The organism is Acidovorax sp. (genome assembly GCF_046339755.1).
Classification (GTDB): Bacteria; Pseudomonadota; Gammaproteobacteria; order Burkholderiales; family Burkholderiaceae_C; genus Acidovorax.
The window spans coordinates 1-19185 of record NZ_JBKDTZ010000233.1; the positions used below are offsets into that span (position 1 = coordinate 1).

18 protein-coding genes and 1 pseudogene are annotated in these 19185 nt (G+C 69.1%); 7 read left to right on the top strand and 12 right to left on the bottom strand.

Features of this window, described 5'->3' with window-relative positions:
• The 4 genes from ACK59X_RS19590 to ACK59X_RS19605 all read right to left on the bottom strand — a co-directional run.
• A partial coding sequence (locus ACK59X_RS19590; RefSeq protein WP_409959934.1) for an amidase occupies positions 1-788 on the bottom strand: 788 nt, incomplete at its 3' end.
• A gap of 11 nt (positions 789-799) precedes the next feature.
• On the bottom strand, positions 800-1483 hold the full coding sequence (locus tag ACK59X_RS19595) for an amino acid ABC transporter permease (RefSeq protein ID WP_409959936.1): 684 nt from the start codon (positions 1481-1483) through the stop codon (positions 800-802).
• Entirely contained in the window at positions 1483-2142 is a 660-nt protein-coding gene (locus ACK59X_RS19600; RefSeq protein WP_409959938.1) for an amino acid ABC transporter permease, read from the bottom strand. Before ACK59X_RS19600 ends, ACK59X_RS19595 begins: the two co-directional genes overlap by 1 nt.
• A 2-nt stretch (positions 2143-2144) precedes the next feature.
• Positions 2145-2921 (bottom strand): amino acid ABC transporter ATP-binding protein, encoded by a 777-nt coding sequence (locus tag ACK59X_RS19605; RefSeq protein WP_409959940.1) that lies wholly within the window; start codon positions 2919-2921, stop codon positions 2145-2147.
• Between the two features lie 161 nt (positions 2922-3082).
• On the opposite strand from ACK59X_RS19605, the gene ACK59X_RS19610 reads away from it, so the two are divergent.
• Complete coding sequence (locus ACK59X_RS19610; RefSeq protein WP_409959942.1) at positions 3083-4228, top strand: GlxA family transcriptional regulator; 1146 nt, start codon at positions 3083-3085, stop codon at positions 4226-4228.
• Between the two features lie 60 nt (positions 4229-4288).
• On the opposite strand, the gene ACK59X_RS19615 is transcribed toward ACK59X_RS19610, so the two are convergent.
• A complete protein-coding gene (locus ACK59X_RS19615; protein WP_409959944.1) occupies positions 4289-5170 on the bottom strand; it encodes an ABC transporter substrate-binding protein in 882 nt (293 codons plus the stop codon).
• 236 nt (positions 5171-5406) lie between these two features.
• Here ACK59X_RS19615 and ACK59X_RS19620 point away from each other — a divergent pair, with 236 nt between their 5' ends.
• Complete coding sequence (locus ACK59X_RS19620) at positions 5407-6177, top strand: class II aldolase/adducin family protein (protein WP_409959946.1); 771 nt, start codon at positions 5407-5409, stop codon at positions 6175-6177.
• A 113-nt stretch (positions 6178-6290) separates the two neighbouring features.
• A complete protein-coding gene (gene gstA / locus ACK59X_RS19625) occupies positions 6291-6899 on the top strand; it encodes a glutathione transferase GstA (RefSeq protein ID WP_409959948.1) in 609 nt (202 codons plus the stop codon).
• A gap of 21 nt (positions 6900-6920) precedes the next feature.
• Here gstA and ACK59X_RS19630 read toward each other — a convergent pair whose 3' ends face one another.
• From ACK59X_RS19630 to ACK59X_RS19645, 4 genes are all read right to left on the bottom strand, one after another.
• Entirely contained in the window at positions 6921-7802 is an 882-nt protein-coding gene (locus tag ACK59X_RS19630; RefSeq protein WP_409959950.1) for an ABC transporter permease subunit, read from the bottom strand.
• A 4-nt stretch (positions 7803-7806) separates the two neighbouring features.
• Positions 7807-8622, bottom strand: a complete 816-nt coding sequence (locus tag ACK59X_RS19635) for a taurine ABC transporter ATP-binding protein (protein ID WP_409959952.1) — start codon at positions 8620-8622, stop codon at positions 7807-7809.
• Positions 8612-9628, bottom strand: coding sequence for a taurine ABC transporter substrate-binding protein (gene tauA / locus ACK59X_RS19640; RefSeq protein WP_409959953.1), 1017 nt, complete (start codon positions 9626-9628; stop codon positions 8612-8614). The genes ACK59X_RS19635 and tauA overlap by 11 nt, the downstream gene beginning before the upstream one ends.
• A gap of 134 nt (positions 9629-9762) precedes the next feature.
• Positions 9763-10986: a YbfB/YjiJ family MFS transporter gene (locus ACK59X_RS19645; RefSeq protein WP_409959955.1), complete on the bottom strand. Its 1224-nt coding sequence runs from the start codon at positions 10984-10986 to the stop codon at positions 9763-9765.
• A 180-nt stretch (positions 10987-11166) separates the two neighbouring features.
• Between ACK59X_RS19645 and ACK59X_RS19650 the strand changes: the two genes are divergently transcribed.
• Positions 11167-12300, top strand: a complete 1134-nt coding sequence (locus ACK59X_RS19650; protein WP_409959956.1) for an alkene reductase — start codon at positions 11167-11169, stop codon at positions 12298-12300.
• Between the two features lie 151 nt (positions 12301-12451).
• On the opposite strand, the gene ACK59X_RS19655 is transcribed toward ACK59X_RS19650, so the two are convergent.
• The 3 genes from ACK59X_RS19655 to ACK59X_RS19665 all read right to left on the bottom strand — a co-directional run bounded on the left by ACK59X_RS19655 (position 12452) and on the right by ACK59X_RS19665 (position 17253).
• Positions 12452-13036, bottom strand: coding sequence for a hemerythrin domain-containing protein (locus ACK59X_RS19655; RefSeq protein ID WP_409959958.1), 585 nt, complete (start codon positions 13034-13036; stop codon positions 12452-12454).
• A 148-nt stretch (positions 13037-13184) separates the two neighbouring features.
• Complete coding sequence (locus tag ACK59X_RS19660) at positions 13185-14855, bottom strand: methyl-accepting chemotaxis protein (RefSeq protein WP_409959960.1); 1671 nt, start codon at positions 14853-14855, stop codon at positions 13185-13187.
• A gap of 151 nt (positions 14856-15006) precedes the next feature.
• Entirely contained in the window at positions 15007-17253 is a 2247-nt protein-coding gene (locus ACK59X_RS19665) for a heavy metal translocating P-type ATPase (protein ID WP_409959962.1), read from the bottom strand.
• A gap of 108 nt (positions 17254-17361) precedes the next feature.
• Between ACK59X_RS19665 and ACK59X_RS19670 the strand changes: the two are divergent.
• From ACK59X_RS19670 to ACK59X_RS19680, 3 genes and pseudogenes are all read left to right on the top strand, one after another.
• A pseudogene (locus ACK59X_RS19670) lies at positions 17362-18450 on the top strand (flavodoxin family protein).
• A gap of 110 nt (positions 18451-18560) precedes the next feature.
• On the top strand, positions 18561-18779 hold the full coding sequence (locus tag ACK59X_RS19675; protein WP_409959964.1) for a heavy-metal-associated domain-containing protein: 219 nt from the start codon (positions 18561-18563) through the stop codon (positions 18777-18779).
• The gene (locus ACK59X_RS19680; RefSeq protein ID WP_409959966.1) at positions 18776-19171 is read left to right on the top strand and encodes a MerR family transcriptional regulator; all 396 of its coding nucleotides are present in this window, start codon (positions 18776-18778) and stop codon (positions 19169-19171) included. Before ACK59X_RS19675 ends, ACK59X_RS19680 begins: the two co-directional genes overlap by 4 nt.
• Positions 19172-19185: the final 14 nt, after the last annotated feature.

The window sequence follows — 19185 nt, forward strand, 5'->3', positions numbered from 1 at the left end:
CCACCCCGTCCATGGCCGCCAGCATCTCGGCCTTGGCCTGCTCGCGCAGGCACCGGCAGCGACACGGCATCGCGCGGGTCGGGGCCCGAGAGCACGTCCAGCAAAATGGCGCTGTCGCGCACCGTGCGCGTGAGCGGGCCCACCGTGTCGTGCGTGGGGCACAGCTCGATGAGCCCGTGGCGGCTGATCAGCCCGCGCGTGGTCTTGAGGCCCACCACCCCGCACAGCCCCGCCGGGATGCGCACCGAGCCGCCCGTGTCCGTGCCGATGCTGGCCGAGCACAGGCCCGCCGCCAGCGCCACGGCCGAGCCGCTGCTGCTGCCGCCCGGCGTGCGCTGCGTCTTCAGATCCCAGGGGTTCCAGGGCGTGCCCATCGCGGCATTCGTGCCCCAGCCGCCAAAGGCGAACTCCACGGTGTGCGTCTTGCCGATCACCACCGCCCCGGCCGCGCGCAGGCGCTCCACCACCGCCGCGCTGCGGGCCGATGTGCGCGGCGGCCGCGCCTTCGATCCCGCTGCGATGGGCTTGCCCTCGACCTCGAACAGGTCCTTCACCGCCACCGCCACGCCGTGCAGCGGCCCCAGGCGGATGCCAGCACGCGCCATCTGGTCCAGGCCGCGCGCAGCGGCGCGGGCCTCGTCGGCATACACGTCGGTGAAGGCGTGCAACTGCCCGCCGTGGCGTTCGATGCGCGCGAGCTGGTTTTCGAGCAGTGCCTCGCTCGACAGCTCACCACAGGCGATGGCTTGTGCCAACTGCTCCAGTGGTGCGTAGGTCATGGATGCCATGAGGTCCTCCTTCATGCTGCACCCACCGTACGGCGCCCTTGGGCCAGGCGGCGCTCCAGCAGCCGCGAGAGCATGGACAGGGGAAAGGCGATGGCAAAGTACAGCAAGCCCACCAGCAGAAAGATGTGCAGCGGCAAAAAGTACTCGCTGGACATGGCGCGCGCCGCCAGCATCAGCTCGTTGGTGGCGATCAGCGCACACAGCGAGCTGTCCTTGAGCAGCGCCACATAGCTCGACAGCAGCGGCGGCAGCATCACGCGCAGGGCCTGCGGCAGCGTGACGTACAGGAACACCTGGCGGGGCGTGAGCCCCGCGGCCAGCCCCGCCTCGCGCTGCCCGCCGTGCACCGACTGCAGCCCGCCGCGCAGGATCTCGGCCACATAGGCCGCGCCATGCACCCCGAGGCCGATGGCCCCGGCCCAGTAGCCCGACAGCGTGATGCCCACCGAGGGCAGTGCGAAGTAGATGGCCAGCAGCAGGGCCAGCAGCGGCACCGCGCGCAGCAACTGGATGCAGCCGTTGGCCGCATGGCGCAGCACGCCCACGCCGCTGCGCAGCATCCACACCAGCAGCGCGCCCAGTACCAGCGCAATGGCAAAGCCGATGGCCGAAAGCTCTGCCGTCACCCGGGCTGCCTGCAGCAGGCGCGGCCACCACTCGCCCAGGTATTCGGCATAGGTCGTGAAGAAGGCCATCATCGCGCACCCCCTGCGGTGCGGCGCTCCAGCCGCGCAAAGGCCCAGCTCACGGGCAGCACCATGGCGGCATACAGGGCGATGGCCGTCAGGTAGATCAGCGGCGTCTGGAAAGTCGAGGTCACCAGGTTGCGCGCATAGAACATCACCTCGGGCGCCGCGATGGCCGAGGCGATCGAGGTGTCCTTGACGAGTTGGCTCGCATAGTTGCCCAGCGCGGGCAAGGTCACGCGCAGCATCTGCGGCAACAGCACCGAGCGCAGCGCCTGCGCGGGCGTCAGGCCCACGGCCAGGGCCGCCTCGCGCTGGCCCACATGCAGGCAACGCAGGCCGGCCGCGAACACGTCGCAGAGCACGGCCGCGCCCACCAGGCCCAGGCCCACCACCGCGGCCGTGAGCGGCGACAGCCGCACGCCCACCGAGGCCATGCCGAAGTACAGCACGAACAGGTGCGCCAGCGCCGGCACATTGCGCATCCATTCCACATAGGCGGCAATGGTGAGCTGCAGCACGCGGTTGCGCACGAAGACCACGGCCAGCGCCAGCAGCAGGCCCAGGCTGGCCGCCAGCAGGCCCGCGCCCAGGGCCACCTGGGCGGCCGTGAGCGCACCGCACGCCAGCGTGGCCACGATCAGGGTGAGGGTGTCGATGCCCGGCATGCTCACGCCCCCACCTGGCCGAGGAAGCTGCGCGTGCGCTCCATGCGCGGCTGGTTGATCACCTGCGCGGCCGGGCCTTCCTCCACGATGTGCCCACCCTCCATGAAGATCACGCGGTCCGCCACGTCGCGCGCAAAGCGGATCTCGTGCGTCACCAGGATCATCGAGCGGCCTTCTTCCGCCAGCTCGCGGATCACGCCCAGCACCTCGCCCACCAGTTCGGGGTCGAGCGCCGAGGTCGGCTCGTCGAACAGGATCAGCTGGGGCTTTTGCGCCAGCGTGCGCGCGATCGCCACGCGCTGCTGCTGCCCGCCGGAAAGCTGCTCGGGGTAGGCATCGGCCTTGTGGCGCAGGTGCACCTTCTCCAGCATGGCCTCGGCCAGCGCATGGGCCTCGTCGCGCCGCATGCCGGCCGCCTTGATGGAGGCCAGCGCCACGTTCTCACGCACCGTGAGGTACGGCCACAGGTAGAACAGCTGGAACACCATGCCGATCTCGCGGCGCTGCGGCGCCATCTCGGTGTCGCTCATCAGGCGCCAGCCGCCCTTGCGGTCGGGCCGCTGGCCGATGCGCTCGGCGCCGAGCAGCACCTCGCCCGCCTGGGGCTTTTCCAGAAAGTTCAGGCAGCGCAGGCAGGTGGACTTGCCCGAGCCGCTGGGCCCGATCAGCGACAGGGTCTCGCCCTTCTTCAGGTCGAAGGAAATGCCCTTGAGCACTTCGGCCGGGCCGTAGCTTTTCTTGAGGCCGCTCACGCGCAGCAGCGGGGGTTGGTCGTTCACAGCGGGGTTCTCCAGACGGTTGCTTGTGCGGGCTTTGCGGCACGGTCCTTGCAGCCGCATGCCCTCGTTGCCCAGTGCCTCCATGCTAGGAAGGGCAACCCTCTGTTCATTGCAGGCGGTCGCCGCTATATTGAACGTATGCGACATGCAGGGAAAACCCCATGCCACCACCCAAACATCGAGCTGACCTTACTCCTGCCGAGATTGGTGCGCGGGCGCACCAGGCCAGTGCACAGAACACAGGCGACATTGGTGAATTGATCGGCAAGCTCGATGCCGCCAGGGCATCGCCCGCACCGAAGCGCAGGCACTCGGGCACGACCTCAGCCACAGAGCTGCGCGTGGGCATCCTGCTGTGGCCGCAGTTCCCCCTGCTCTCACTGGCCGGCCTGTGCGACGGCCTGCGCCACGCCGCCGACGTGGGCGACCAGAGCCGCCAGATCCGCTGCTCGTGGACCATCCTGGGCGTGCCCGGGCAATCGGTGCAAGCCAGCTGCGGCGTGCCCGTGGCGGTGCAGGATTCGCTCTCGTCCGATGGCGACTACGACTACATCGCCGTCATCGGCGGGCTGCTGCCCGCCATCCCCACGGTGCACCCGCGCTACACCGCCTTCCTGCGCGAAGCGGCCGCAGCGGGCAAGCCGCTGATCGGCATCTGCACCGGCACGTTCGCACTCGCGCACGCCGGCCTCATGGCCGGGCGCCGCGCCTGCGTGCACCCTTACCACGTGGAAGACTGGAAGACTGCCTTCCCCAACCAGGACTACAGCACCGATTGCCACTACGTGTTCGACGGCGACCGCATCAGCTGCGCGGGCGGCATCTCCATCGTGGAACTCACGGCCGAGCTGGTGCGCCTGCACTGCGGCCCCGACCGTGCGGCCAAGGTCATCCACCAGATGACGGTGAACCCCGCCGCGCGCCCCACCCACGAGGCGCGCCGCCATGCGCTGGGCTACGGCACGGCCGACCACGACAAGCTGCGCCAGGCCATCGTGCTGATGGAAAAGAACATCGGCACGCCGCTGGAGATCGCGGTCATCGCGCGCCTCGTGGATTCGAGCAGCCGCCAGCTCGAACGCGTGTTCCTGGCCGAGACGCGCACCACCCCGTCGGAGTACTACCGCAACGCGCGCCTCAAGTACGCGCGCTGGATGCTCACCAGCACCGAGCTGCCCATCGTCACCATCGCCTACGAGTGCGGGTTCTCCGATGCCTCGCACTTCATCCGGCACTTCCAGCAGCTGTACGGCATGCCGCCGGGGCGGATGCGCAATGCGCTGCATGCCGGCACCGTCGAGGCCTGAAGCAAGAACGCCGCATGCGTGCCCAGGGGCACGCATGCGGCTCGCCAGGATGTCAGCAAATCATTTGCAGGACGGCAGCTTCCAGTCCACCGCGCGGTCCACGCCGGCCCGGGCGTTCTGGCCCACGGGGATGTACCAGACGTCCTGCACCAGGCCATAGGTCTTGCCGATCTTGCGCAGCTCGCAGCTGCCCCAGAGCTTGGCGATCTCGGCGTTCACGGCCTTCACCAGCTCGGGGTTGTCCTTGTTCAGGCCGAACACCACCTGGCCCAGGCCCGTGAGCAGCGGGTAGTCGGGCGAGGCATCGGTGAAGGCATTGAACTTGATCTTCCACTGCGGGTTCTGCGAGATCGCGTACTGCATCACCGGCGGGTCGCCGATCACCGCATCGATGCGGCCGGCCAGCAGGTCGCGCACGGCCGCGTCCGAGGTGTCGTACAGCGCCAGCTGCAGACCGTTGATCTTGCGCAGCTCGGGTATGAACGAAAAGCCCGTGATCGTGCCGACCTTCTTGCCTTCCAGATCCTTGAGCTTGCTCCAGTCGGTCTTGTCCGACTGCGTGATGCCGTTCTTGAAATAGTGGATCGGGTCACTCAGCGCCATGATTTTCGAGCGCTGCTCCGTCCAGCCCATGGTGCCGGCCATCACGTCCACGCGCTTCGATTGCACCGAGGCGATGGTGCCCGACCACTCCATCAGCGCGGGCTTGACCTTGAGTTTCAAAGATTCGGCAATGCGCTGCAGGATCTCGCCGTCGTAGCCCACCATCTTGCCGTCCTGGTAGCCCGTGCCGGGCATGTCGCCCGAGAACGCGATGGTGAAGGCGCCCTTGTCCACGGTCTCCAGGGCATGGGCGGAAAGGCCCAGGGACAAGAGGCAGGTGGCGGCCACGAACGAGGCCAGCAGCCTCCCGAGGGTCGGTGCAGTAAGCGTGGTGTGCATGGGGTTGATCTCCAAAAAAATCCGGTTGTTCCCTCCCACCGGGCGATGGGATGAATGGACTTTAGGGACGCCTGCCGCGCAGCGATTGGAGGCGCGCACAGCGAAATGGAATGCCCGCGACATCGCGGGAATTCCCCAGAAAACCGCTCTGTTGTGTAGCCTGCCGGACAGTCCGCGCGCCGCTGGCGGCCTACAGTGGGCTCTGATCGATCCCCATAACTCCAGGAGACATACCCATGATCGCCATCCCTTCCCTGCAAGAGAGCGTCAGCCCCGAAGAATGGCAGCTGCGCTGCGACCTGGCCGCCTGCTACCGCCTGGTGGCCCTGTACGGCTGGAGCGACCTGGTGTTCACCCACATCAGCGCCAAGCTGCCCGAATCGGTCTCGGGACCCGAGCACCAGTTCCTCATCAACCCCTACGGCCTGATGTTCGACGAGATCACCGCATCGAGCCTGATCAAGGTGGACATGCAGTGCAACAAGCTGCACGACTCGCCCTTCCCGGTGAACCCCGCCGGCTTCGTGATCCACAGCGCCGTGCACGAGGCCCGGCCCGACGCGCAGTGCGTGCTGCACACCCACACCCGCGCCGGCGTGGCCGTGAGCGCCCAGAAATGCGGTGTACTGCCCATCAGCCAGCAGAGCACCTTCGTGCTGGCCTCGCTGGCCTACCACGGCTACGAGGGCGTGGCCTTCCGCGACGAGGAAAAGCCGCGCCTGCAGGCCGACCTGGGCGAGGCCAACTTCCTCATGCTGCGCAACCACGGCCTGCTCACCGTGGGCAAGTCCATCGCCGACGCCTTCCTCTCGATGTACACCTTCGAGAACACCTGCCGCATCCAGATCGACGCGCAGGCCGGGGGCGAGCTCAACCCGGTGGACCCGCAGATCGTGAGCGGTGTGGCCCAGGCCATGCGCGTGCAGACCGGTGGACTGGGCGGCGCCTTCGTGTGGCCATCGCTGCTGCGCAAGGCGCAACGGGACGCACCCGGTTACGACAGCTGACAAAGCTGACAGGGGCCCGCAGCGGATTTACCGCCCGGGTCATGCAAAAAACCAGGGCTGCGCATAGGATAGTGGGCTCCTTCCTGCCATTTTTCACACCAGAGGACCCAACAATGAAACTCTACTACTCTCCTGGCGCCTGCTCCCTGTCCCCGCACATCGCCCTGCACGAAGCGGGCCTGGCCTACACCCCCGTGCTGGCCAGCACCAAGAGCCACAAGCTGCAGGATGGCACGGACTACTACACCATCAACCCGCTGGGCTACGTGCCCATGCTGGAGCTGGACGACGGCACGCGCCTGCGCGAAGGCCCGGCCATCGTGCAGTACATCGCCGACCAGGTGCCGCTCAAGATGCTGGCCCCGCAGAACGGCTCGCTGCAGCGCTACCGCCTGCAGGAATGGCTGACCTTCATCGGCACCGAGATCCACAAGGGCTTCTCGCCCCTGTTCAACCCGGCCACGCCCGAGGAGTACAAGACCATGGCGCGCGAAAAACTGCTGCAGCGCCTGCAGTTCGTGGACGGCCAGCTCGCGGGCAAGGACTACCTGATGGGCGAGCAGTTCACCGTGGCCGACGGCTACCTGTTCACCGTGACCAACTGGGCCAAGCCCACCAACGTGGACATCTCCGCCCTGGCCAACCTGGCCGCCTACCGCGAGCGTGTGGGCGCCCGCCCCGCCGTGCAGGAAGCCATGAAGGCCGAAGGCCTGCTCAAGTAAGCCAGCCAACCCTGGAGGGGCTCAACGCCCCTTCCAGGGCACCAGGTGCTGCTCCAGCCAGCGCATCCACCAGTCAAAGCCCCAGGCCACCAGGCCGATGGCCAGGATGCCCATCACCACCACGTCGGTGCGCAGGAAGTTGGAGGCGTTGAGCACCATCTGCCCCAGCCCCACGGTCGCCGCCACCATCTCGGCAACCACCAGCGTGGTCCAGCCAAAGCCGATGGCGATGCGCAGGCCCACCAGAATCTCGGGCAGCGCGGCCGGCACGATCACATGCCGCACCAGCTGCCAGCGGCTGGCACCCAGCGACAGGGCCGCATTGATCTGCTCCACGCTGGCGCTGCGCACGCCGGCCTTGGCCGCCAGCGCAATCGGCGCAAAGCAGGCCAGGTAGATCAACAGAATCTTGGACGCCTCGTCGATGCCCAGCCAGATCACGATCAACGGCAGGTAGGCCAGCGGCGGCAGCGGCCGGTAGAACTCGATGGGCGGGTCGAACACACCGCGCGCCACGCGGCTCACGCCCATGGCAATGCCCACCGGCACCGCCGTCACCACCGCCAGCGCAAACGCGCCGAACACGCGGATCGCACTCCACTGCAGGTGTTTCCACAGCGGCTCGCCGCCCTGGATGTTGCCGCGCCAGGCATCGCCGAAGGCGCGCAGCACGGCCTCGGGTGCAGGCAGGAACAGCGGAGGTACCCAGCCGCGGTGCGTGGCCAGCCACCACAGCGCCACCAGCGCAGCCACGGTGGCGGCACTGATGGCCCGGCTGGGCCCGCTGCCGGGCAGCCGAAAGGGCGCGACGGCACGTGGCAGCGGCGGCGTGGCGGGCTCCACCGGCACCGCGGCCCCCGGCGCATCACGGCCTCTGCCCGGTATCACCAGGATCTGGCTCATCGCGTCAGGCACCGGCGGGCTCCCCCTGGGTCACGCTGGGCGCGATCCAGTCCAGCACGCGCTCGCGCCAGGCGATGAATTGCGCGTCCGACTTCACCGCGCGCGCAGGCCGGCCCGCCAGGTGCTCGCGGTTGAAGCCCAGCGCATGCTGCTGGGCGATGCGGCCCGGGCGCGGCGTCATCACGATGAGGCGCGAGGCCAGGAACAGCGCCTCCTCCACGTCGTGGGTGATGAAGAAAATGGTCTTGCCCGTGCGCTGCCACAGCTGCAGCACCAGCTCCTGCAGCGACTCGCGCGTGAATGCGTCGAGCGCGCCCAGCGGCTCGTCCATCAGCAACACATCGGGGTCGCTGGCCAGGGCGCGGGCCATGCCCACGCGCTGCTGCATGCCACCCGAGAGCTGCCACACGGGGGCCTGGGCAAACGCCTCGAGCCCGACCAGGGCCAGCTTCTCGGTGGCCAGGCGGCGCCGCTTCTCGCGCGCCACACCGCGCAGGCGCAGGCCCAGCGCCACGTTGTCCACCACATTGAGCCAGGGCATGAGCGCATGCTTCTGGAAAACCACGCCGCGCTCCGCACCCGGCCCGGCCACCTCGCGCCCGTTGAGCGTGATGCGGCCCGACGAGGCCTCGGTAAAGCCTGCGATGCAGTTGAGCAGCGTGGTCTTGCCGCAGCCCGAGGCACCGAGCGCCACCACCAGCTCGCCGCGGGCGATGTCGAGGTCCACGTCCTGCAGCGCGAGCACCGGCGATGCGCCCGCGTAGCGCACATTCAGGCCGCGTATGCGCAGACCGGATGCGCTGTCGTCGTCACTTGGCACGCCGGACCCAGGCCGGGTTCACGCCCGCGGCATAGTCGGGCAGCACGTTCTGGATGGTGCCCTGCTCCTTCAGGAAAGCCGCCGTGGCCGCCAGCGATTTCGCCACGCCCGAATCCTTGCCGCCGCCCAGCCATTGGTTCGATGCCTGCTCGGTGGGCGGCACGAAGGCATACAGCGCCAGGCTGGCGGGCACAGTGGACACCTCGGCCCCGCTCCACTTGCCCACGGCCTTCACCTCGGCCGAATCGGCGTTCCACGCAGCCTTGTTGCCGGTGTAGGCCTTGTCGGCGTCGGCCAGCACCTGCACGAACTGCGCGAGGAAGGCGTCGTGCTCCTTGGCGAAGGCCTTGGTCACCGCCAGGCCGTCGAAGGTCGCCTTGCCGGTTTTCGCCGCGATCTGCCCCGAGGTCACGATAACCTTGCCATTGCCCTTGGCCTTGGCCAGCACCGGGTCCCAGACGAAGGTGGCGTCGATGTCGCCGCGCTCCCAGGCAGCCAGGATCTCGGGCGGGCGCAGGTTCACGATCTGCACGGTCTTGGGATCGACCCCTGCGTCCTGCAGCGCCACCAGCGCATGGAAGTGCGTGGTCGAAACGAAGGGCAGGCCGATCTTCTTGCCCTTCAGATCCGCCAGGCTGTTGACACCAGAACCGTTTCGCGCCACCAGGGCCTCGGCATCGTGGATGTTGTCCAGCACCCAGAACACCTCGATGGGCACGCCCTGCGACAGCGCCGAGGCGATCGGCGACGAGCCCGCCTCGCCGATGTGGATGGCGCCCGAGGCCAGCGCACGCACCACCTCGGCGCCGCTGCCCAGCTTGCGGTAGGTGACCTTGTAGCCCGTGCGCTTCTCGACCTCGCGCGTTTCCTGTGCATGGCGCCAGGGCACGACCATGTCCTGGTAGCCGATCACCACCTCGCGGGTCTGCGCAAGGGCGCTGAAGCCCAGCGCCATGCCCACGGCCAGGGCCGCGGCCTGGATGCTGGTTCTGCGTGTCGTTGCCATCGGGACGAATTCCTTTTTCTCTCTCGGGATCTGTGGGAGCAGCCCGGGCATGGGCTGGCATGAGAGAAAAAATTCTAGGCAACAGACCTCGTCGCGCCTTGCACTGCTTTCGCGCTTGGATATGCGAAAAGCGTCTATGCAGGGGTCAGCGGCTTCTGCCGCGATGCGACCACCGCCCCCACCCACAGCGCGCCGGCCGAGAACACCAGCCCGCGCGCCAGGCCGCCGGGACCGTCGGCGATCCAGCCCACCACCGTGGGCCCGATGATCTGCCCCGCCGCGAAGACGATGGTGAAGGCGCTGATGCCGCTGGCCCACAGCGCCTGCGGCAGGTTGTGCCGCACCAGCGCCGTGGTGGAGGCCACCACCGACAGGAACACCGCCCCGAACAGCAGGCCCGAGGCCAGCACCACCGGCCAGGCCGAGGTCAGCGCCGGCAGCACCGTGGCCACGCCCAGCAGGCCGTTGAGCAAAGCCAGCGCCTGCCCACCGCGGCTGCGGTCCAGCAGGCCCGCCCAGAGGCGCGAGGACAGCACCACCGCCAGCCCCAGCAGCGCATAGAACCAGGTCACGGCCGCGCCGCTGGCACCCTGCTCGCGCAGCAGCGCCACCACAAAGGTCATGTAGCCGATATAGCCCACGCCGAACAGGCCATAGCCCAGCAACGCCGGGGCGAAGGCCGCCCAGCGCACACGGCCGTGCTCCGGCTGCGCGGACGCCGCGGCAGCGGGTGCGGCCAATGCCTGCAGCGCGCGTGCCGGCCACAGCAGCACCAGCGTGGCCGCCACGCAGGCCAGCGCCAGCGCCCACCAGGCCCAGGCCCAGGGGTGCGGGCCCGGTGCAGCGGCCAGCACCGCCGGGACCAGCACGGCCGACAGGCTGATGCCCCAGCCCGTGCCGCCGTAGTACAGGCCCAGCAGCAGCCCGCTGCGCCCCGGCTGCTGCGCCCCCAGCCGCGCCGCGAGCAGGCCGCCGCAGACAAACACCAGCGCGCTCGCCACCCCGGCCAGCAGGCGCTGCAGCAGCAGCGGCGCGGCCTCCACGAAAAAGCCGCACAGGCCCATGAACACGGTGGCCAGCACGGAGCCCGCCACCAGCAGCGTGCCCGGCGCCAGGCGGCGCAGCAGCAGCGGTGTGGCCAGCGCACCCAGCAGGTAGCCCAGGGCATTCACCGTGTTCATGGCCCCGGCCAGCGTGTACGACCAGGCCAGGTCCGCGCGCATGGGCGGCAACAGCAGCGCGTACGCAAAGCGCGTGATGCCCAGCGACACCGCCGCCCCCATCGAGAGGGCCACAGCCAGCCACAGGCCATTGCGAAGCAAGGGGGGCGAAGACGGCGCGGGGACAACAGTGCTCATGGCGGCCATTGTGCCGCGCAGGGCCCCGCCGTGCTGGCGCCAAGGAGCGCCTTGGAGATAGCACAAATTACTTGTCCTTGGGGGCGCCGGCCTACTGCAGCCTTCACGGTTTGCGACTAGGCTTGTCCGTCTTTCCCGGCCCCTGCGGCCTCCAACCGACTTGAAAGAAAGCACCACCGCATGTCCACACCTTCGCTCTTCGATCCCATCCAGGTCGGCGACCTGCACCTGGCCAACCGCATCGCCATGGCACCGCTCACGCGCAATCGCGCACCCAACGCCGTGCCGGCCGACATCACGGCCACCTACTACGCCCAGCGCGCCAGCGCCGGCCTGCTGATCACCGAGGCCACGGCCATCAGCCACCAGGGCCAGGGCTACGCCGACGTGCCCGGCCTGTACGGCACCGAGCAGCTCGACGCCTGGAAGAAGGTCACCACCGCCGTGCACGAAGCCGGCGGCAAGATCGTGACCCAGCTGTGGCACGTGGGCCGCATCTCGCACAACGACCTGCAGCCCGATGGCGGCGCACCCGTGGCGCCCTCGGCCCTCATCGCCAAGTCCAAGACCTATCTGATCGACCGCGCCACCGGCAAGGGCAGCTTCGCGCCCACCTCGCAGCCGCGCGCGCTCGACGCCTCCGAGCTGCCCGGCATCGTGCACACCTATGCGGCAGCAGCCCGCAACGCGGTGGAGACCGCCGGCTTCGACGGCGTGGAGATCCACGGCGCCAACGGCTACCTGCTCGACCAGTTCCTCAAGACCGGCGCCAACCAGCGCACCGACGACTACGGCGGCAGCATCGAGAACCGTGCCCGCCTGCTGCTTGAAGCCACGCGCGCCGCGGTCGATGCCGTGGGCGGCGGCAAGGTCGGCATCCGCCTGTCGCCCGTCACGCCGGCCAACGACATCATCGACGCCGACCCGCAGCCCCTGTTCGACTACGTGGTGCGCCAGCTCGCGCCGCTGGGCCTGGCCTACATCCACATCATCGAAGTCGCCACCGGCGGCCCGCGCGAGCTGCCCGACCGCCCCTTTGACTACGCCGCACTCAAGGCTGCCTACCGCGCAGCCGGCGGCAAGGGCGCATGGATGGTGAACAACGCCTACGACCCCGCCCTGGCCGAAAAGGCCGTGGCCGACGGCTCGGCCGACATCGTGGCCTTCGGCAAGCTCTACATCGCCAACCCCGACCGGGTCGAGCGCCTGCGCCAAAAGGCCCCGCTCAACGCCTGGGACCAGAGCACCTTCTACGGCGGCGGCGAGAAGGGCTATACCGACTACCCGACCCTCGCAGCAGCGCAAACGGCCTGAGCGGTCTGTGGTGCGTACGCGCCACCAGCCACCCGAAGAACACGCACGGCTCAGGCCAGTGCCCCCGTGCAAGGGCCGCCCCGCCGCACCGGGGGCGTCCCCCTCCCGAATCGCGCAGCGAGTCGAGAGAGGGGTGAAGGCGCGAAGCGACTCAGGGGGTGCCTAGTCCTATAGGGCTGGGGGCCCGCATCACGATGCGGGTGAACAGGCGGTCGTAGGCCCCGTCGCGGGCTGGGCCCTGCGCCAACGGGTTGGCGTTGGATGCAAACGCCATGTCCATCGCCACCCAATCCTGCGTCTCCAGGTGCGCATGGGCCGCCGGCAGCACCACGGACTCTTCCAGCCGCATGTGCTCCAGGTAGAAGGCCACATAGCGGTGCATGGCCTCTTCGAAGGCGCTCCGCCGCACCTCCCCCAACAGTTCCCAGGCCAGCAGCAGGTGCTGCAGTTCGCGCACGGCGGCCTCGCCCCCGGCATGCTCGCGCTCCAGCCGGGCAATGGCTTCGGCCGCCTCGGGCGCGCGCTCGGCCACGCGCGGGAACAGCCACTGTGATTCCTTGGGGTGGTGCTGGCGCTCGGGAAACTCGTCGATGTAGAACAGCATGGCGCGCATCACGTCGAAGAACGGCGCGGGCGCATCGCCCGGGCCGCGGTCCAGCATCAGCTCCAGCGAGCGCAATACGGCGGCCAGCGAGGCGTGTTCTTCGCGGATGGTCTGCAGGCTGGCATAGGGCATGGCACGGCTCCAGGGGGTGTTTGTTCCAACAGCCCCAAGGGTGCCATGCAGGCCCCGCGTGCCGGCTGACGCAAGTCAACCCTGCCCATGAAAAAGGCCCCGCTCGCCGAAGCGCGCGGGGCCTTGTGCAGACTGCCTGGGGCGGGTCTCAGCGTGCCAGCAGCGGGCGCGAGGCCGCAGGTGCGCGCAGCGATGCATGCTGTTGCGGCGAAGGCTGGGCCACCGGGCCACCGCCGTGGCCGCCATGCGACATCGACTCGGCGAGCTGGAACTGCTGCACCACCTCAGACAGGCGCGCAGCCTGCTCGCGCAGCGACTCGGCCGCGGCGGCGGACTCTGCCCCCAGCGCCGCGTTCTGCTGCGTCATGCGGTCGATCTCGCCCACCGACTGGTTCACCTGGCCGATGCCGCCCGACTGCTCGGTGGCCGCCGCCGTGATCTCGCCGATGATGTCGCCCACGCGCTGCACGCTGGCCACGATCTCCTTCATGGCTGTGCCGGCGTCTTCCACGTGGCGCACGCCGCCGTCCACGGCGGTCACGCTGTTGTGGATCAGCCCCTTGATGTCGCTGGCCGCAGCGGCCGAGCGCTGGGCCAGGCTGCGCACTTCCGAGGCCACCACGGCAAAGCCGCGGCCCTGCTCGCCTGCGCGGGCGGCTTCCACGGCGGCATTGAGCGCCAGGATGTTGGTCTGGAAGGCGATGGAGTCGATCAGGCCGATGATGTCGCCGATCTTGCGGCTCGACGCCGAGATCTCCTGCATGCTGGCCACGGCCTGCTGCACCACCGTGCCGCCGCGCGTGGCGGTGTTCGATGCCGAGGCCGCCAACTGGTTGGCCATCTGCGAGGACGAGGCCGTCTGCTGCACGGTAGAGGTCAGCTGCGACAGCGAGGCCACGGCCTCCTGGGCGTTGCTGGCGGTCTGCTCGGTGCGCTGCGACATGTCCTGGTTGCCCGTGGCGATCTCCTGGCTGGCCGTGGCGATGTTGCCGCTGGCATCGCGCACCTTCGCCACCAGCGAACCCAGGCCCTGCTGCATGTCGCCCAGGGCGCGCTGCAGGTCGGCCACCTCGTCCTTGCCCTCGGCGCGGATGGGCTGCGACAGGTCACCCCCGGCGATCGCCTGGGCCATGCGGCGCGCCTCGGCCAGCGGGTTGCAGATGGAGATCATGTTCAAGAGCGTCAGCGGCACCACCACCGCCACGGTGATCAGCACGGCCAGCACGAAGAGCCACTTGGTCTGCGCAGTGACCCGGCCCTGCTGCTCCACGGCCTTGTCCACATCGGCACGCAGCACCCCATCGAGCTGCTGCATGAGCTTGTCGGCCTGGTCGAACTCGGCCACGGCCTTGCCGCTCATGCGGTTGGCGATGGTGGCCGTGTCGTAGCCGCCGGCCTCGAGCTGGCGCGCCACATGGGCGAACTGCTCGCGGTAGCTGTCCAGGCGCTTGATGATGTCGCGCACCACCGGGTTGTTCGCGTCCTCCGGCCCTTCGAGGAGCTTGTTCGCGAGCTTCTTGGCCTTGTCCTGGCTGGCCAGCCACTTGGCCTGCGCGGCCTTCACGACCTCGGGCTTTTCGTAGCCGATGATCATGTCCTTCTCGAGCTGGCGGATGGTGCCCATCTCGCCGCGCAGCTCGGCCATGTGGCCCACTTCAGCGAACGAGTGGGACATGAAGTCCTCGCTGAGCGCCGCAATGCGGAACATGCCCAGCATGCCGGCCCCTCCGAGCAGGCCCAGCAGGCCCAGCACCACGGCAATGGCCCCGAGCATGCGGAATCGAATGGTGAATTGCCGCATGAGCGCGAAGAGATTCATGATCTGTCTTCCTTTGAATAGGTGTACGTGCTGGTGGCGGACTGCCGGGAAGCCCCTGCATGGCAAAGGCAACCCCGCCCCCGTATCCGCCGGCCTGCAACAAAACGTTGCAGTTTGCCACGTGACTGTGACCATACGCCATACGTGTTTATCACATGCGCCACCGCTTGAGCAAAAGGGCGTTGGCCATCACGCTCACCGAACTGAGCGCCATGGCCGCCCCGGCCACCACCGGACTCAGGTAACCGAGGGCCGCCAGGGGGATGCCGGCCACGTTGTAGGCAAAGGCCCAGAACAGGTTCTGGCGGATCTTCAGCACCGTGCGGTGCGATATGTCGAGCGCCGCGGCCACCAGCCGCGGATCGCCGCGCATCAGCGTGATGCCGGCCGCGTGCATGGCCACATCCGTGCCATTGCCCATGGCCATGCACACATCGGCCGCAGCCAGGGCCGGCGCATCGTTGACGCCATCACCCACCATGGCCACCACATGGCCGCCCTGCTGCTGCAGTGCAGCAACCCGCGCCGCCTTGTCGCCCGGCAACACCTCGGCCATCACCTCGCCGGCGGCAGGGTCGAGACCCAGGCGGCGCGCCATGGCCTCGGCAGCGCCACGGTTGTCGCCTGAGACCATCACGGTGCGGATACCACGGCCCTTCAATGCCGCCAGGGCCTCGCGCGCACCGGGCTTGGGCTCATCGCCAAAAGCCATCAGCGCGCGCAGTGCCAGGCCGCCAGGGGTGCGCTCGGCCACGGCCGAGACCGTGGCGCCCTCGGCCTGCAGGGCCGCAGCGCGATCTGCCAACGGTCCCATGTCCACCCCCAGCTCCTGCATCCAGCGCAGACTGCCCACCAGGTAGCTGGCGCCCCGCACCTCGCCCTCCGTGCCGCGCCCGGGCACGGCACGCACGGCATCGGGGGACAGCAGGGCCAGCTCGCGTTCCTGCGCCGCGCGCACCACGGCACGCGCCAGCGGGTGTTCGCTGCCGCTCTGCACGGCGGCAACCGCCGCCAGGGCCCCGCCCTCTTCCACGCCCGGCACGACTTCAAAGGCGATCAGGCGCGGCTGCCCCACGGTCAGCGTGCCGGTCTTGTCAAAGGCCACCGTGTCCACCTGGTGCGCGCGTTCCAGCGCCTGCGCGTCCTTGATCAGAATGCCGTACTTCGCCGCCACCCCCGTGCCCGCCATGATGGCCGCCGGCGTGGCCAGGCCCAGCGCACAGGGGCAGGCGATCACCAGCACCGCCACGGCATGGATCAGCGCCGCTGCCAGTCCCGCGCCGGCCCACAGCCAGCCCAGCAGGGTGGCCAGCGCAATCGCCAGCACCACAGGCACGAACACGGCCGACACCTTGTCCACCAGGCGCTGCAGCGGCGCCTTGGCGGCCTGCGCATCCTCCACCAGGCGGATGATGTGGGCCAGCACCGTCTCGGCCCCCACCGCCGTCACCGCCATCACGATGCGCCCGTCGCCATTGATGGACCCGCCCGTGAGCGGCGCGCCCACGTCGCGCGCCACGGGCAGGGGCTCGCCGGTCAGCATGGATTCGTCCACTTGCGTGTGGCCCTCGTGCACCGTGCCGTCCACGGGGATGCGCTCGCCCGGGCGCACCACCAGCCGGTCGCCCACCAGCACCTCGGCCACGGGCACATCCACCTCGCCGGCCTTGCCCAGCAGGTGCACGACATCGGGGCGCAACGCATGAAGTGCGCGGATGGCCGCCGTGGTCTGGCGCTTGGCGCGCGCCTCCAGCCACTTGCCCAGCAGCACCAGGGTGACCACCACGGCCGAGGCCTCGAAATACAGGTGCGGGGCGTGGCCTGCATGGGCTGTAAGCCACAGCCACACCGACAGCCCCCAGCCCGCGCTGGTGCCCACGGCCACCAGCAGGTCCATGTTGCCCGACAGGGCCCGTGCGGCATGCCAGCCCGCCTTGTAGAAACGCGCGCCCAGGATGAACTGGACGGGAGTGGCCAGCACGAACTGCAGCCAGGCCGGCAGCATCCAGTGCTGCCCGAACAGGTCGCCCACCATGGGCAGCACCAGCGGGGCCGACAGCGCCAGCCCTACGCCCACGGGCAGAAAGCCCGCCCAGGCAGAGAGGTCTTCGGCCGCCTCGCCCTGCCCCGTGGCCAGCGGCTCATAACCCGCATTGCGCACCGCCCGGCGCAACTGTGCCTCCAGCGCCGCGGCATCGGCTCCCTCGGGCACCGCCATGGCCACGCGCGCCGATTCCGTGGCCAGGTTGACGGCAGCGTCCTCCACGCCGGGCACCTTGCGCAGCGCGCGCTCCACACGGCCCACACAGCTCGCGCAGGTCATGCCGCCAATGCCGAAGTCGAACTGCTGCTGTTGCACTGCAGCAGAAGAGGAAGGAGAAAGGGTCGTCGTGTTCATGGCATGGAAGTTACAGCTTGCCATCATGTCAAGGTCAAGCCCTTGCCCCAGATCAAGTCGGCGCCTTGTCCGATACGGACGCCGGGTGGCCGGTAGTCGAATCCATCCATGACAAGCCCCACACCCCCACGGGCGCGCACCGGCCAGGCCCCAGAGCCGCTGGACCGCGCCGCATTCCGCGAACGCTTTCTGCTCGACTTCCAGGACCCGCGCTTTGCCGACGAGGCCGCCGACGCCCTGGACCGCATCGAGGGCATTGCCTGGCGCAACTACGACGACAACCGCAAGGCGCCGCGCACGCGCAAGGCCGGACCCGGCTATGCCGACCCGGACTACGACCTGTCCGTCGACTGGATCGAGGCCAAGGAGCGCATCGACGCGGCGCGCCAGCGCTGGGCCGATCCGGCCAGCCCCTCGCGCGTGCTGCTGGTCTGCGGTTCGGCCCGCAACGACGGCACCTGCCCCGGCGAGATCTCCAAGAGCTGGCGCATGCTCAACATGGCGCGCGACGTGCTGGCGGCCGAGCACATCGAGGTCGACCTCCTCGACCTGAGCCGCGTCACCTCCGACTACGGGCGCCACATCCACCCCTGCAAGGGCTGCGTCTCCACCGCCATGCCGCTGTGCCACTTTCCGTGCAGCTGCTACCCCAACCACGCCATGCGCCAGACCGGCGACTGGATGAACGAAATCTACGAACGCTGGACCGCCGCGCACGGCGTGATGATCATCACCCCCGTGTACTGGTACCAGTCGCCCAGCCCGCTCAAGCTCATGATCGACCGCCTGGTCTGCGCCGACGGCGGCAACCCCGATCCCACCAGCACCCACGGCAAGAAGTCAGCCGAAGCCAAGGCGCTGGAACTCGCTGGCTGGGGCTATCCCAAGCACCTGGAAGGCCGCACCTATGCCGTGGCCGTGCACGGCGACGTGGCCGGCATCGAGATGTCGCGCCGCGCCCTGTCGGACTGGCTCGACTGGATGGGCTTCCTCGACGCCGGCCAGGCCGCGCGGCTGGACCGCTAAATCGGCTACTACGAAAGCTATGCCCAAAGCCACGAGGTGCTGGACCGGGACCAGGCCATGCAGGCCGAGATCCGCGGCGCGGCCCAGGCCCTGGCGGTGGCCGTGGGCGAGCTGCGCGCAGGCCGGCTCTCGCGCCCCGATGCACACGTGAAGCGCGCCCGGCCCAAATAGGCCTGAAAAAAGGTGGTTCGCACCAAGGTCTTGGCATGGCGCTTGACCTTGCCACCATGTGAAGGTTTACGCTCCCTGCCATCCCATCCACTTTCAGCAAGGAGCCTTCCATGACAGCATCCAGCACCACCAGCCACGACTTCCAGGTCCAGGGCATGACCTGCGGCCACTGCGAGCGCGCCGTGACCCAGGCCGTGCAGGGCGTGGACCCCGATGCCAGCGTGCGCATCGACCGGGCCAGCGGCAGCGTGCACGTGGCGCACAGCAGCGCCGACCGCGCAGCGCTGGCCGCGGCCATCGCCGAAGAAGGCTACGCCGTCACGGCATGAGCAAGACGGCTTGGCCCGTGCCCATCGGCGAGGCCGCGCGCCGCGCCGGGGTTTCGGCGCGCATGGTGCGCCACTACGAATCCCTGGGCCTCGTGGCCGGCGTGGCGCGCACCGACAGCGGCTACCGCCAGTACACCGAGGCCGACGTGCACGGCCTGCGCTTCATCCGCCGCGCGCGCGACCTGGGCTTTTCGATGGAAGAGATCGCCGGACTGCTCGCCCTGTGGCAGGACCGCAGCCGCGCCAGCAGCCAGGTCAAGCGCATCGCGCAGGAGCACATCGCCGACCTGGGCGGCGAATACAAGCTCTTGGCCACCTTCATCGTGCTCGTGGCCGTGCTGCTGGTGCGTCCGTACGGCCTGTTCGGCACCCACGAAATAGAACGTCTGTAAGGCCCGCCATGCGC

Bases quoted from the DNA above. Each gene is read 5' to 3' on its own strand.
- gstA (WP_409959948.1), top strand. From the start codon at position 6,291: ATGAAACTCTACTACTCTCCTGGCGCCTGCTCCCTGTCCCCGCACATC.
- ACK59X_RS19610 (WP_409959942.1), top strand. From the start codon at position 3,083: ATGCCACCACCCAAACATCGAGCTGACCTTACTCCTGCCGAGATTGGT.
- ACK59X_RS19615 (WP_409959944.1), bottom strand. From the start codon at position 5,170: ATGCACACCACGCTTACTGCACCGACCCTCGGGAGGCTGCTGGCCTCG.
- ACK59X_RS19630 (WP_409959950.1), bottom strand. From the start codon at position 7,802: ATGAGCCAGATCCTGGTGATACCGGGCAGAGGCCGTGATGCGCCGGGG.
- ACK59X_RS19665 (WP_409959962.1), bottom strand. From the start codon at position 17,253: ATGAACACGACGACCCTTTCTCCTTCCTCTTCTGCTGCAGTGCAACAG.
- ACK59X_RS19600 (WP_409959938.1), bottom strand. From the start codon at position 2,142: ATGCCGGGCATCGACACCCTCACCCTGATCGTGGCCACGCTGGCGTGC.
- ACK59X_RS19595 (WP_409959936.1), bottom strand. From the start codon at position 1,483: ATGGCCTTCTTCACGACCTATGCCGAATACCTGGGCGAGTGGTGGCCG.
- ACK59X_RS19645 (WP_409959955.1), bottom strand. From the start codon at position 10,986: ATGAGCACTGTTGTCCCCGCGCCGTCTTCGCCCCCCTTGCTTCGCAAT.
- ACK59X_RS19680 (WP_409959966.1), top strand. From the start codon at position 18,776: ATGAGCAAGACGGCTTGGCCCGTGCCCATCGGCGAGGCCGCGCGCCGC.
- ACK59X_RS19675 (WP_409959964.1), top strand. From the start codon at position 18,561: ATGACAGCATCCAGCACCACCAGCCACGACTTCCAGGTCCAGGGCATG.
- ACK59X_RS19620 (WP_409959946.1), top strand. From the start codon at position 5,407: ATGATCGCCATCCCTTCCCTGCAAGAGAGCGTCAGCCCCGAAGAATGG.
- ACK59X_RS19660 (WP_409959960.1), bottom strand. From the start codon at position 14,855: ATGAATCTCTTCGCGCTCATGCGGCAATTCACCATTCGATTCCGCATG.
- tauA (WP_409959953.1), bottom strand. From the start codon at position 9,628: ATGGCAACGACACGCAGAACCAGCATCCAGGCCGCGGCCCTGGCCGTG.
- ACK59X_RS19655 (WP_409959958.1), bottom strand. From the start codon at position 13,036: ATGCCCTATGCCAGCCTGCAGACCATCCGCGAAGAACACGCCTCGCTG.
- ACK59X_RS19650 (WP_409959956.1), top strand. From the start codon at position 11,167: ATGTCCACACCTTCGCTCTTCGATCCCATCCAGGTCGGCGACCTGCAC.